Here is a 13,523-nt window from a genome sequence, read left to right as displayed (position 1 = left end):
TCATGTTTATAGCGGACGTAGATACCATCTCTTCTAACCAGCCTCAAGCTTTCTTTAAATAGCTTGGGGCTGATATTCAGTTTGATTCTTCACAACACCAAAACAGATATGTGTCAGCTTTCTCATTGCAGCACCAATTGCCTGCATTTTTGTTTTACCTTGCTCCACTAATCGCTTATTTTGGGCTTTTATATCTGGATTATGTTGTACAGCTACTACAGCAGCCATATACAATTTAGCCCTTATATACCCAGGCCCTTCTTTGCTTAAAGTTGTTTTTCCAGCCCGTTTGCCTGACTCATTAAGCTTAGGTATTAAGCCTAAGTAACAAGCTAATTGCTTGGCATTTTTAAACTGTTTACATGCCATCAAGGACACCATCATACGTGATATTACCTCTCCAACACCTTTGATACTTTGAAGCAATTGGCGGTTCTTTTTTAATTGTGGGTGTCTATCAATATGCTCATCAATGTCATTTTTTAGCTTGCCTATCTCAGTTTTTAGTACAGCTATCATATCTTCAATTGACTGAGTAACTCGAGTAGATGCACCTGAGAAACCAACAGCTTCATAACGATTTTCTTCGCGACGTAAGTCTTGCTCAAGTGCTTCAAGTCTACGCGTCATTACTTTTAACTCTCTCGCTTCAACAGGCTCAGGCTGCCAACTTAAAAGTGAGTGCTGTTGGTCATGACCATAACGAGCAAGCATTGTGGCGTCTGACTTGTCTGTCTTATGGACAAGCCCTAATGAACTTGCGTACTGTTTTGCTTTACCAGGATTTACATGTAATAAAATAAATCCTTGCTCATATAGGAAATACATCAGCGGCTCGCTATAAACACCTGTGGGCTCTGTTGTAATAACAATATCTTGTGCTTCTAAATTTGTATTCTTTATCAACCAGGCAACTAACTCTTGATAGCCCTGCGGGTTATTTTTAAAAATCTTCGTTTTCTTTTTACTTTTGACTACATCGCGTAGCCAGGAAATATCTAACTTGTCTTTACCCACATCAATGCCAATAAAAGCTTTCATCTCTATCTACTCCCCTTGTACATGCAGCGTCACCCTTAGTTGGGGCGCTAGGATACCATTCAGTTTAATGGAGGTTAGGAAGTCAGGGCTCAATCTACGTCACAGCATTTTCACACTCTGGTTGGGTACGAGCTCACTGTCTTCCCGATGTGACAAGTGCTAGCTAAACACTCATCAAGAAGAGATACAAGGTTGGGTTGAGTGACACGAAACCCAACGGATCGCCAATGCAAAGAACGCATCAAAAGCTAGTTATATGTAGTGTTTTTTTAGGCGTCAGCCTGAAAGTTAAATGGAGAATAAAACCTTATTCAAGCTGGCGGCGATAGTAAAAGAGGTGCTACCGTTGGCCTCCCTCTGAGTCTTCTCTGCAGCACATATTTATCTCGGCTAATCCTTCAAATAATTAATGATGTGATAGTAAGTGGTGAAAATAGGCCACTCATAACCTGATTTCGGCTTATCGTGTATCCATGGATGATATTACTTATTTTATGGCGTAATATTGATGAGAGAGAAGGGAATTCAAATAAGTGACAGCTCTTGTTTTTTAATTAAGTTATTGTTATTTAATGATTAAATGAATTTTTCTGATAAATAGTGGGCTAAGGTTTATATAGGTATTTAACTTATTTAAATTGCGTTGTATGGGATAGGTATAACGGGTATACTTTATTAGATCCTTTAGCGTTAAGACATTATGTCTAGTCGGGCGGTACGCCAGACTCAAATTTATTGGGGAACATTTTTGGTTGCGGAGAAGAACTTTTCTCTTCGTATCAATTCTTCGTTCCTCAGCCTAGCTACGAAGAGAAAAGTTCTTCTCCGCTTCCTTTAGTAAAGGGTTAAACTGTTTTCTGGGTTTTACTTATGGAGGACCCAGAAAACTTTACTTTTTAATCCCAGCTCTTAATTTATGGCGTGCATATTTAACATATGGCTCAAAAATTATTCTCAAAATTAATAGATATACTCCCCCTAGTTAGTGCTTCTCGCTCTAAAATTGAGAGGTTTTCTCTTACTGCACCAAACAGATATAAAGTTTACTCTATCCCGAAGCGTACATCTGGTAGGCGAATAATTGCTCACCCATCAAAAGAATTAAAAATCTACCAAAGAGCTTTACTATCCTCATTAGAATATCTTCTTGACTCTCACGATTCTGCATATGCATATAAAAAAGATCGAAATATAAAGGCTAATGCTAAGAGACATGTCAGGAAAAAATATTTATTGAAAATGGACTTCAATGATTTTTTTAATAGCATAACCCCAGATATGCTTTTTACACAGTTTGTAAAAGAGGAAGTTATCTTTTCAGAAGCCGAGAAAAGGTTATTAAAAAATTTATTGTTTTGGAATAAAACCAAATCTTTTGACGGGAAAATGGTTCTTAGTGTTGGTGCCCCAAGCTCTCCTTCAGTATCAAATTTCATTATGAAAGAGTTTGATGAATTTGTTTATAGATACTCAAAAGAAAAGTCTATAATTTATACTCGTTATGCTGATGACTTGACATTTTCAACCAACAAAAAAGATACATTATTTGATATGCCTAACTTTATAAAGAAAGTCTTAGGTGAAGTTTTTGAACATAAATTAACAATCAATGAGTCAAAAACCATATATACATCGATGGCTCATAATCGACATGTTACAGGGGTTACTTTAACAAATAAATCAACGCTATCCATTGGTCGTGAAAAGAAAAGATTAATATCTTTACTAGTTCATAAATACAAGATTAATGAAATAGATGAATCTGATTTTAATTATTTGCATGGTCTGCTCTCTTTTTCTCATCACATAGAACCAAGCTTTACTAAACGATTATCTAAAAAATATGGTTCTGATATTTTAAAAAATATTATTAAAGGAATATATTGTGAGTAGTGATTTTAATCATGATAAAACTATTAATAAATTAGCTAAAAAAGCTAAAAGTGGAAATTTCTTTTCAGCAATAGAATTGTCAAATTATTATAATATAGGCCGTTTTGTTAGTAAAAATAAAGAAAAATCAGATTATTATAATGGCTTGGCATATAGCTACTTTAATACTCAGTCAGTTAAATTGAAAAAAATTAAAATAAATAATTTTAGACTATTCGAGAAAGGGATTGGGATCGAAGGCTTTGACGAACATTTAAATATTTTTGTAGGCAATAATGGTGCTGGTAAAACATCTATTTTAGATGCAATTTCTCTTTCTCTTAGTTGGTTGAGTATTAGTATCAACAAAAATGGCGGTTCGGGTGAATATGTTGATATGGGGGATATTAATAATTACAGTGATATTCCTTATGCTTCAGTAGCTTCAGTAATTGAGTTAAATAAAAGTATCTCTGCATCTTTAGAGTTATCTCAGGCGCGTGAAGGTACTACAAAAATAAAAAACAAACTACACGAGTTCAAAATAGTAGGTGACTTTTACAAAATAGCTAACGGTTTTAATTCTGATTTTAATATGCCTTTACTTGCATATTATAATGTTATGAGATCATATGATGTAAACCCAAAGGACTTTAAAGGGTTAGATGATTTATATGAAAGTACAGTAACTGACAAGTTTGATGCTTATCAAAAGTCACTAACTGGAAAAACTGACTTTAAAGCCTTTATTAAATGGTATAAAAAATCTGATGATATATTAAATAGAAGAAAAGTTAATAATAATAGGAGTGCAGTATTATCGGAATTAGGTATTACAGAAGAAACTGTCGATTTTTTAAAGTCAATTAGCTTGGGAAATGCTAATGCTAAAAAAAGTTTAGGTGAAATAAACACCGCTCTAACAAAAAACGAGCCTGTGTTGTCAGACGATGATAATTTGAAAAGAAATAAAGAAATAATTGATAAAGTTATTAATATATTTATGGACGGGTATACTGATATTGAAGTTCAGCTTGAGCCCATGATTGATTTAATAATCAAAAAAAATGATAAAAAGATTAGTGTGATGAAGCTGTCGCAAGGTGAAAAAACTCTTCTTTCACTTGTTCTCGACATTGCCCGTCGTTTGATTATTTTAAATCCGTCATTAGATAATCCATTAAGAGGTAGCGGTATAGTGCTAATTGATGAATTTGATCTTCATCTTCATCCATTATGGCAGAGGCATATGGCGAAGAATTTAATAAATACTTTTCCTAATTGCCAGTTTTTTTTAACAACACACTCCCCTATTGTTCTCTCTGAAGTAGATAGAAAGCATGTTTATATTCTTAGTAACACAGAAAGTGGACATACAGTTATTGATCGTCCTTCTCAAACATTTGGATTAACAGCTAACGAAATTCTTAATGAGTTAATGACCCCTGATGATATTAGCCAATTAGTTAGATCTCAGTATGTTGAAAAAGAATTGGAGGAGATATTTGATTTACTAGATCAAGAATCAGCTACAGCTTTAAATAGCGCAAAAGGAAAAATAAATAATTTAGAGCAGTTGCTTCATGGCGATATACCCGAATTAGTTAAAGCAAAAACCCAGATGGAATTAATTAAAGATTGGTTAGAAGACTGTGAAAAAGATTGAAAAACTAGGTGAGCCACGACAGTTAACTGAGTACAGAAGTAAGCCAGGTGCGATATATGATGGTCCTAACTTTACTTCTGTAAAAAATGATATTAAAAAGCAACTACTTAAAGAGCAAGGCCACTTGTGTGCATATTGCATGGCGAGAGTCAAAATATCAGAAATGAAAGTTGAACATTTCTTATGTCAAACAGAAAATGATAAAGAACAGTTGAACTACAAAAACTTACTTGGTTGTTGTAAAGGTGGTGAAGGGAATAAACCAAGGAATCAAACATGCGATACTAGGAAAGGTTCTAAAAGCATACTCTTTTCTCCCGCAAACCAAGCATATAATATTGAAAGTAAAATAAAATATAGCACTACGTCTGGAAAAATAAGTTCATCTGATACTATTTTTAACAGGCAAATTAATGATGTTTTAAATTTAAATTTTTCGAGATTAATTACAAATAGAATAAAAGCTTTAGAGGGAGTAGAAAACTTTTTAAATAAGAAAGCAGGTCGGCGAAATAAGGCTGAGATACAGAAAGTGATCGAGACTTATAAGAGTAAGAATGCTAACGATAAATTCAAGGAGTATAATGCTTACATACTTCACTACTTAAATATAAAACTAGCTAGATTAAAATGAATATCTCACTAGGCAAATGGCCTGGTATTTTTTCCACAAGATTTTATTTAGATTTTTTATTGACTAAAATTAAAACCAATCTAAGCCCCACATTGCCTAACCCCAGCACCCGCATGTTTAAGCGCTATAATTTGCCCTTTACCGTTATGTGCCATAGCGAGCATATCACCCGTATTTATATTACTTTCGACCGCGTGTTTACCTTTTAAATCACTTAACAGTGAATGCTTAATTTGTACGAGTACCTCGTCATTACAGCTGGCTATGTACCAGTCGTTATCTACCTTCACTAGAGTGCCGTATTCTATGTGACGTTGTTGGTGGCGGCGTAAATCGTTAGCTAATTGACTATCAAGCGCGTGTTTTTGTTCTGTGATAGAGCTTGCGTAGCTACCAGCTTGGTTTATTTCGTGTGTTTTAATAATTGAATAGTCGTGAATGTCTATAGTGTTAAATACGCTGTTAAGTACGGTTTTAGGCTCTGTATTTATTACGTTGTTATTATCAAACACAATAAAGGCGAACACACCGAGTGCGCAGGCTAGGTTGGTTAGCTGCAGCGTAAAGCCGAACTTTTTAGGCTTTGTGTTAGTGGCTTTATTAAGTAGCGCTTTTTGCTGAGCGCTTGTAAGTGTAGTGCGCGCTTTTCGCTCTTTGTAATGTTGTGTGAGCTTTTGATCAAACGGCTCATCAGGCTTGTTCATTGTTTGCTCCTAATAAACGTTTAAGGTTTTGCTTGGCATAGCGCAGCCTTGTTTTAATGGTCTCAAGGCTGCTTTGCGTTATAAGCTCTATGTCGGCGAGCGAAAAGCCTTCTTGTTGTAATGTAATGGCTTCGCGCTGTACAAAGCTGAGTTGTTTTAGGGCGGCGTCGAACGCTTTATAACTTATGTTTGAGCTGCCTATATTCAAGTTATCTATATGCGAGTTTCCACTAGTTAAGTCGTTTTCGCTTTTATCATTTTGTGCTGCTAAATGCGTGTTTTCGTCAAGCTCTACAAAGTGCTGTTGCCTGCGGTATTCGTCAATTAGTGTGTTGCGGGCAAGTTTAAACAGCCACGCTTTGGGTGTGGTTTGGGCTTGGTAAAGGTGGCGTTTTTCGATTACTTTTAGCCATGTTTGTTGACTTACGTCGTATGCTAAATGCGTATTAGATTGCGTAACAAGATAGTGGTATAAGTCGTTACTGTAGAGGGCAATAAGCTGCTCTAAGTAACGATTGTCGCCACTTTTTGCGTAACTTGCCATGCAGTCCTTGCTTGGCGTTTCAAATAACCATGACTTAATACTTAGTAGCATAGGCTCATCGCTTTTATTGTTGTAATTTAAAATCGAGCTGTACGGTTTGACCTGTTTGTAATTGTGCCACACCTTCAATTACTTTGGGGCGATATTTCCAGCGTTTAATGGCTCTTATTGCTTCGCGGTCAAAGGTACGTTTTGGCTCTGCGTTAATAACTACTGGGTCGATTACTTCCCCCGTTGGCGAAATACTAAAGCTTAGTTGCACCCAACCTTCAATACCATCGCGCGCTGCTGTGGTTGGGTATTTAGGGTTAATGCGCACTATGGGTGTTGCATCCCCTGTTGGGCGATTAATGGTGTTGTTAATGTCGCCACCAAAATCGTCAATTGTAATCGGCGTAAAGTCGCTAATTGCCAACACAGGATCGGCTGATGTATCAAGCGGTGGAGCTTTTTGCGGCACTTTAGGGATTGGCGGTGGCGGCTGTATTTTTTGTATATGCCTTAGCTTTGAATCCTCAGGGAGGTGAAAAATCTCTACTATAATATCGTCCCCTGGTTTAACCGGTGCGCGTTGCTCGCCACTTATTAAGTATTGCATAAACGCAAAAGCTGCAAAGGTCATTGCGGCGCCGCCGATAACGGCAGTCGATGTTTTAATAAATACTGGGTTGTTAGGTACTTCAAGTGTGTGCATAAGCCGCTCCAAGTTTTATTGACCACTACAATTAGGGTGTTTCCAAAGCTATAACGGGTGGCAAATCAAAAAGGGGTGAAATAATTTTATAAAAAATGTGGGGTTTAGTTACAATAGCCATTCGCATTCTTTTACTTATTAACTTTTTAGGCTGTTATGCAACTCATTGAAATAAATAAAGCACGTTACCGTAAACATTTAAACCGTGTTATTGCAGGATGTGGTATTGGTTTGGCGGTAGGCAGCTTGGCTATATCGCAAACGCTGATTGCTTTATTTCCTGATGAAAGTGGTAGCCACTTTCATTGGAACTTAATAGGCGTTGCTATTACTAGCGTTGGGCTTGCGTGGTTACTTCATAAATATCGTACACATACGTTTATGACAGAAGTTGTTTATGTGTGGGAGCTTAAAAAAGCACTTAATAAAATAACCCGTAAAATGGCTAAGTTAAAAGCCGCTGGCCGTGAAGGTAATGCCGATGCGTTATTAGCGATTCATTATAGCTACGCGGGCTCTCGGTTATTGTGGCAGTTAGACGATAACCTAATCACTATGGACGATTTAGCCATTAAACAAGCTGAGCTTGAATCTGTTGCAGCGCAACATAACGTAACGCTTAACGTTGAAGATTACGAAGAAAGTATTTTAAAACAGTTTTAAAACAGTTTTAAAACATAGGTTTTTAAATTAGTTAGAGGAGCCTTAATGAAAAAAGTACTCATAGTTTGTTTAGGTAATATTTGCCGCTCGCCAACTGCAGAGGCGGTATTAAAAGCCCGTGCTAAAAAGCTAGGCGTTAACGTTAAAGTGGATTCGGCAGGGACTATTGGTTACCACGAAGGTAAAACGCCTGATAGTCGCTCAATGGCTGCAGGCGAAAAACGTGGTTATAGCTTTAAAGGTATTTATTCGCGTAAAGTACGTACAAGCGACTTTACTGAGTTTGATTTAATTTTAGCGGCCGATACGCAAAATTTAGCTGATTTAACAGCGCAATGCCCTGAGCATTTACGCTATAAGCTGGCGCTATTTTTAGAATATGGCGAGCAAGCCCAAAGCGCTATTCCCGATCCTTATTACGGCGGCGATGATGGCTTTGAAAATGTGCTCGATTTAATAGAAGCGGCTAGCGATAAAATACTCGCTAAAATTTAATCCCTATTTTATTACTAAAGCTAAATTTAACGAGCTTTTTGTCGTATTGCATGATGTTCCTAAAGTAAGTACATTTTATGCTTACTCAAAGGGAACTTTATGAAAATAAAAATATTACTACTCACTTTATCTATCGCTTCTTGTTCTACTTTTGCTAACGATGTTAGTTTTTCGATTGGGGGTGGCTACCCTTACTTAGTTATTCCTGAAGTGTCTTTGTCGGCTAACGACGACACACAACGCTGGTATGCAAACTATAAACTAGGCCTTGATGATGGATTTTCTGCCGGTTTTGAACAAGCAGTAAGCGATAATAAAAAGCATGCATTTGGCGTACTTGTGGGCGCTATTGGTGCAAGAGATACAGACCAAGAGTGTGAAAGTTCAACTAATGATGTAGCAACTGACTTTGCGAATACGCTAGGTTGTGTAATTGGCGGTATTTTTGATGAAGAAACAACAAACGGCATAGGGCTTACGTACAGTTATAACTTTAACGGGTTGAACAGTGCTGGTTTTAGATTAGAGCTAGATGTGGGCTATGGCAAAACAAGCGACAGCAACGAAGAAAGAGCTGATGGCGGTATTAGCGTAAGTTATGAATTTTAACTACGTGAGTTTTGTATTAGTTAGTTTTAAAAAAGGCGCAAAGCGCCTTTTTTAATGAGCCGCTTTTAGTGACGGTTAATTTTAAAGTCGAGTTGTACCTGAGAAATAGCGCTAACGGGTTTACCATTTTCGAACTTTGGTGCGTAACGCCATTGCTCAACAGCTGCTTGGGCTGACTTTTCAAATGCGTTGCCACCTTCAGAACTAAGCACTTTTAGGTTTTTTACAAAGCCTGCGGTGTCTACCTCAAACTCCATAACAACGCTACCATCGGTACTAAATCGGGCTTTATGCGCTGGATATTTAGGATTAACACGATAGAGTGGTGTTTGCTCTTGTGATTCTTTCCATGGCACCATTTGAGCGATAGCTAGGCAATGTTTAGTTGCTTCTTCGCTTTTACCTTGTTTTTCGTACAGACCTACAAGTTTTGAGTGAGCAGTTAGCTCAGCACTGTGATCAAAGCTTAAGTTATCGTCAAATGCCGTAACTATATTATTTAAGCGCTCAATTGCTCGGTTATATTTTTTGCTACCTTCGGCAAATGAGGCTATTAAAAAATTGGCTTTAATTTGCTCTACCGAGCTACTCGGAATATTTTCACGGTAGTATTCGTCGGCTTCTTCTAGGTAGTTTTTAGCTTCACGGTATTTTTTGTGGCTATGCTTTTTAGCCAATAGCGTTGCCGCTTCTAGTTTCATGTCGGCTACAAACTTAGGATTATTTTGTGTTTTAGCTATTTCAATTACTTGTTCTAAAAAGTTAGCTGCTTGATATGCCGATGTTGTGTAGTTAGCTTGGCCGAGCAGTGCATCTACTGTTTCTATTGATTGTTTGCCGTGGTTTGCAGCTAAAATAGTATGGGCTTCGTTATAAAGGGTATAAAGCTGCTCGTTTAGCTCATCGCCGTAGCCTTTAATGGCTTTTGCGTAGTTAATAGCTAAGTTAGCGGTGTTATCTGAGCTTTCGCCATAAACAGTTTTACCCGATGTGTAAGCAAGCTTGGCAGTTTGTTGTACGTTTTTGTTTGCTTTAACTGCTGCTAAATAGCTTTGATATGCCTGGCTAAATACTGTTTGAGGATCTTTTACTTGGCTTGCAAGTGCTGTAGTGCTTAAAGTTGTTGCGCTTAAAACAGACAAACTTAAGCCTGTAAATAAAGCGAGTTGCTGACGTTTCATAATAATCCCTATTAACTTTTAAATTGAAACTAGGTTGACGTAATTACAATCGTTTTCTTATTAATTATAATTTTTGACTGAATGGTAAAACTACTTAAAGGCGTTCAAAATACAGTTCAGCTTGAGTTGTTGCATTTACAGGTTTTCCATTTTTAAACTTTGGAGCGTAACGCCATTGTTTAACAGCGGCTATCGCTGATTTTTCAAACGCTTTAGAACCTTCAGAACTAATAACCTTAGGATTTTTCACAAAGCCATGGGTATCAACAGTAATCTCTAATATAACTATTACATGACTTTTATATTCTCCGCGAGGGTATATAGGATCGATTATATAGAGTGGATTTTGCTCTGAGGTATTTTCCCACTGCGTATTTTTAGCAAAGGCTAAGGCGTGTTTAGTCGCTTTATCGCTTTCATCTTGTTTTTCATATAGCTGAACTAAGCCTACATGCGCATTAAGCTCAAAGCTTTGATCTAAATTTTTATATTTATCAAATAAGCCAACTATACGGTTTAGCCTTTTAGTTGCTTTGTCGTAATCTTTACGGCCACTCTCAAATGAAACCATTAAAAGGTCAGACTTTATACGCTCTACTGCATTATCAGGTAGCTGGGCTTGGTAATATTTATCTGCATCTTGAGCGTATATTTTCGCTAAAGAGTATTCGCTATGGCTAAACCTATAAAGTAATGTTTCTGCAGCTTCAAATTGCATGTTGGCGACAAGGCCTGGGTTATTTTGTAATTCAGCGATTTTAATGAGTTGCTTAAAGTTTTTGACTGCGATGTGTGATTTATTGGTATGAGTGGCTTTGGCTAGTAGCGTATCCATAGTCTCTATTGAGTTTTCACCATAGTTTTTAACTAAAATACGGTGGGCCTGTGAATACAAATCAAACCGTTTCTCTTCATTGCCATTCCCTATAACCATAATGTTCTTTGAAGTATAATTATTGATGGCTTCGGCGTAGTTAATAGCAAGCTTTGCTGTTTCATTGCTATTTTCTCCATATAGAGCGAGCCCTTTTTGATAGGCAAGTTGTGCTTCTTTTTCAGCTTGTTCTTTGGCTGCAACAAATGCTGAGTCAGTTTCTTCGGCGTTTGCAGATACAACTTGAATGCTATTTACTTGGTTTGCGAAAGTGTAGTTAGCAAAGGCTAATAAGCTTAATCCTATTGATATGGCGAGCTGTTGGTGCTTCATAATAATCCCTATTATTTATTAGCCCATAAAACTACCAAAACTATCAAGGCCTGTCATTATTTTAGGTAAATTAAAGTAAACAAGCGAAGTTGTAATATTCGGGTTATTAATTGCTTAACAATCATTGAAAATAACGCCTGTCGTCGCCATATAATTGCCATAAACAGTCTTGTACTACGGTGTATTTATCCTATTTTGTGATATTATCACTTTATTGTCGTGTCGTAGTTATTTAAATATTTGGATTTGTCGTGGCGCAAGTAAGAGCAAGAGTCCAGCTTAATGTTGGCAGAAATAGTGATATCCCTGCAGAAATAATCTCATTTACTGATTTAAAAGATGGTAAAGAACATATTGCTATGGTGTTTAACAACGCTGATACAGAGCAAGATGTACCGCTTATTCGTATGCATTCAGAGTGTTTAACAGGTGATGTATTTTACTCATCGCGTTGTGATTGCGGCGAGCAGCTAAATGAATGTATTGAAATGATGCACGAGCAAGGCGGTATTTTATTGTATTTACGCCAAGAAGGTCGTGGCATTGGTTTATACAACAAAATTGATGCTTACGTATTGCAATCGCAAGGTATGAACACCTACGAAGCTAATAATCATTTAGGCTTTGCTGATGATTTACGTGACTTTTCGGATGCTGTGTTAATGCTTAATGCGCTTAATTTAAACCACGTTAAATTAATGACCAATAATCCTAAAAAGCTTAACGCACTAAAAGATGCCGGTATTAATGTTGACTCGGTTGTGGGCACGCATGCGCACATTAAAGCGGGTGTTGCGGGTAATAAATCGTACCTAGAAACAAAAATTAAGCATGGCGCGCATATGTTAGATATTAAGAAAATTAAAAAACCTTAATCATTTAATTACGTTTCGTCTATTAATACCCCCTCACGCCAAGTTATACTTGGCGTGTTTCGTTTTAAATTAAGAGCAAGTATGTCTACACAATTACGAATTTTTAAAGCCGATGCAGGGCTAAAGTGGTTAAAAGCCGGATGGCTTATTTTTAAAACCCAGCCAGCAACCTTTATTTTTATGCATTTATTTATTGGTATTGTAGGGCTGCTGTCTTTATTTTTACCGCTGCTGCAAGTAGTAGCAGCACTAGCTACGCCATTTTTAACCGCAGGGTTTTACCAAGCGGTGCTTAGTAAGCAGCAGGGCGGAAAAATTATGCTAGCCGATATTCTCAAGCCATTTACGGCTAAGGGAAATCGCTTAGGGTTATTGCGTTTAGCACTTTATCAAATGGGGGCGGGCATTTTAATGGCGTTACTTGCTAATGGCTTGTTTGCCGATGCAGTAGCTGTTATGAGCCAACCAGGACTAGATCCAAACGTAGCACTTGAACAAATGCTTGAGAGTATTTCGGGCGCGAATGTAATTTTGTTTTTTATGGCAATGCTAATTTATTTAACGGCGTTTGCTTACGCTGTACCGCTTGTTTATTTTAGTAAAGAAACACGTATTTTAACGGCGCTTAAAAAATCGTTAATGGTGTTTTATCATAACATTTTGCCACTTGGCGTTTTTGGCCTTATTTGCGCATTATTTATGGCGCTTTCGATGTTCTTATCGTTCTTACCACTGTTGATTTTAATGCCGATTTGCTACATTAGCTTTTTTGTATCTTATCAAGCCATTTTTATGCCTGTTGTACCACCAAGTGACGACATTAATGTTAAGCCACTTAGCAGTGAAACAAGCGGGCGTTTTGACGCTTAATGGATGATAAATTAAAGCAAAAACTAAAAAACTATGTACTTTGGTTACTAGGGCGCCAAGAATATTCGCGTCGAGAGTTAACGCTCAAATTACAGCAAAAAGAAGCGACAGAAGAGTTTATTGAAACGCTGCTTGATTGGTGCGAAAAGCATAATTTTATTAACGAGCAGCGATACTGTGAAGGCTTTGTAAGAAAACACATATTTAAATGCCACGGGCTTAAGCGAATACAAAGCGAAGCTATGGGCAAAGGGATTGATCGTTCGCTACTTGAATTAGTAGTTGAAGAGCTTGAAGTAGATTGGTTTGAGCTTGCGCAGGATGCGTACAATAAAAAATATTCGAATACACCGGCCGATCTCGATTACAAAGATAAAGCTAAGCGCGTGCGCTACTTAATGTATCGGGGTTTTAGCTACGATGAAATTAATTTTGCAATGCAAGCACAGTAAATACAGGTGAGACTTT

At 37.2% G+C, this 13,523-nt stretch carries 15 protein-coding genes; 9 read left to right on the top strand and 6 right to left on the bottom strand.

The window, feature by feature from the left end; all coding sequences use genetic code 11:
* Positions 1-54: 54 nt before the first annotated feature.
* Positions 55-1,041, bottom strand: coding sequence for an IS110 family RNA-guided transposase (locus tag PARC_RS14730; RefSeq protein WP_010555535.1), 987 nt, complete (start codon positions 1,039-1,041; stop codon positions 55-57).
* 936 nt (positions 1,042-1,977) lie between these two features.
* Here PARC_RS14730 and PARC_RS14725 point away from each other — a divergent pair.
* Genes PARC_RS14725 through ptuB form a run of 3 tightly spaced genes read left to right on the top strand, consistent with a single transcriptional unit; the run spans position 1,978 to position 5,213 of the window.
* Positions 1,978-2,934, top strand: coding sequence for a retron St85 family RNA-directed DNA polymerase (locus tag PARC_RS14725; RefSeq protein ID WP_010555500.1), 957 nt, complete (start codon positions 1,978-1,980; stop codon positions 2,932-2,934).
* On the top strand, positions 2,927-4,579 hold the full coding sequence (gene ptuA, locus PARC_RS14720; RefSeq protein WP_010555499.1) for a retron Ec78 anti-phage system effector ATPase PtuA: 1,653 nt from the start codon (positions 2,927-2,929) through the stop codon (positions 4,577-4,579). Before PARC_RS14725 ends, ptuA begins: the two co-directional genes overlap by 8 nt.
* Entirely contained in the window at positions 4,566-5,213 is a 648-nt protein-coding gene (gene ptuB, locus PARC_RS14715) for a retron Ec78 anti-phage system effector HNH endonuclease PtuB (protein ID WP_010555498.1), read from the top strand. Before ptuA ends, ptuB begins: the two co-directional genes overlap by 14 nt.
* An 80-nt stretch (positions 5,214-5,293) precedes the next feature.
* On the opposite strand, the gene PARC_RS14710 is transcribed toward ptuB, so the two are convergent.
* Genes PARC_RS14710 through PARC_RS14700 form a run of 3 tightly spaced genes read right to left on the bottom strand, consistent with a single transcriptional unit; the run spans position 5,294 to position 7,155 of the window.
* Positions 5,294-5,917 carry a hypothetical protein gene (locus PARC_RS14710; RefSeq protein WP_010555497.1) on the bottom strand — a complete coding sequence of 208 codons (624 nt, stop codon included), beginning with the start codon at positions 5,915-5,917 and terminating at the stop codon, positions 5,294-5,296.
* Positions 5,904-6,512: a sigma-70 family RNA polymerase sigma factor gene (locus PARC_RS14705; protein ID WP_033012886.1), complete on the bottom strand. Its 609-nt coding sequence runs from the start codon at positions 6,510-6,512 to the stop codon at positions 5,904-5,906. Before PARC_RS14705 ends, PARC_RS14710 begins: the two co-directional genes overlap by 14 nt.
* 13 nt (positions 6,513-6,525) lie before the next feature.
* On the bottom strand, positions 6,526-7,155 hold the full coding sequence (locus PARC_RS14700) for an energy transducer TonB (protein ID WP_010555495.1): 630 nt from the start codon (positions 7,153-7,155) through the stop codon (positions 6,526-6,528).
* A 156-nt stretch (positions 7,156-7,311) separates the two neighbouring features.
* Between PARC_RS14700 and PARC_RS14695 the strand changes: the two genes are divergently transcribed.
* The 3 genes from PARC_RS14695 (at position 7,312) to PARC_RS14685 (ending at position 8,922) form a co-directional block, all read left to right on the top strand.
* On the top strand, positions 7,312-7,818 hold the full coding sequence (locus PARC_RS14695; RefSeq protein WP_010555494.1) for a DUF3087 domain-containing protein: 507 nt from the start codon (positions 7,312-7,314) through the stop codon (positions 7,816-7,818).
* Between the two features lie 45 nt (positions 7,819-7,863).
* On the top strand, positions 7,864-8,313 hold the full coding sequence (locus PARC_RS14690; RefSeq protein ID WP_010555493.1) for a low molecular weight protein-tyrosine-phosphatase: 450 nt from the start codon (positions 7,864-7,866) through the stop codon (positions 8,311-8,313).
* Between the two features lie 99 nt (positions 8,314-8,412).
* Positions 8,413-8,922: a hypothetical protein gene (locus PARC_RS14685; protein ID WP_010555492.1), complete on the top strand. Its 510-nt coding sequence runs from the start codon at positions 8,413-8,415 to the stop codon at positions 8,920-8,922.
* A 65-nt stretch (positions 8,923-8,987) separates the two neighbouring features.
* Here the strand turns inward: PARC_RS14685 and PARC_RS14680 are convergent, their stop codons facing one another.
* Positions 8,988-10,103: a TonB family protein gene (locus PARC_RS14680; RefSeq protein WP_010555491.1), complete on the bottom strand. Its 1,116-nt coding sequence runs from the start codon at positions 10,101-10,103 to the stop codon at positions 8,988-8,990.
* A gap of 94 nt (positions 10,104-10,197) precedes the next feature.
* Complete coding sequence (locus PARC_RS14675; RefSeq protein ID WP_010555490.1) at positions 10,198-11,310, bottom strand: TonB family protein; 1,113 nt, start codon at positions 11,308-11,310, stop codon at positions 10,198-10,200.
* A 251-nt stretch (positions 11,311-11,561) separates the two neighbouring features.
* Between PARC_RS14675 and PARC_RS14670 the strand changes: the two genes are divergently transcribed.
* The 3 genes from PARC_RS14670 (at position 11,562) to PARC_RS14660 (ending at position 13,507) form a co-directional block, all read left to right on the top strand.
* Positions 11,562-12,185, top strand: a complete 624-nt coding sequence (locus PARC_RS14670) for a GTP cyclohydrolase II (protein ID WP_010555489.1) — start codon at positions 11,562-11,564, stop codon at positions 12,183-12,185.
* Between the two features lie 81 nt (positions 12,186-12,266).
* Positions 12,267-13,055: a BPSS1780 family membrane protein gene (locus PARC_RS14665; RefSeq protein ID WP_007378958.1), complete on the top strand. Its 789-nt coding sequence runs from the start codon at positions 12,267-12,269 to the stop codon at positions 13,053-13,055.
* Positions 13,055-13,507 carry a regulatory protein RecX gene (locus PARC_RS14660; protein WP_007583805.1) on the top strand — a complete coding sequence of 151 codons (453 nt, stop codon included), beginning with the start codon at positions 13,055-13,057 and terminating at the stop codon, positions 13,505-13,507. Before PARC_RS14665 ends, PARC_RS14660 begins: the two co-directional genes overlap by 1 nt.
* Positions 13,508-13,523 lie beyond the last annotated feature (16 nt).

Origin of the sequence: Pseudoalteromonas arctica A 37-1-2, from assembly GCF_000238395.3 — a bacterium.
Lineage (GTDB): Bacteria > Pseudomonadota > Gammaproteobacteria > Enterobacterales > Alteromonadaceae > Pseudoalteromonas > Pseudoalteromonas arctica.
Note: the sequence above shows the minus strand (reverse complement) of the source record. Positions and strands in the feature narration are given on the sequence as shown.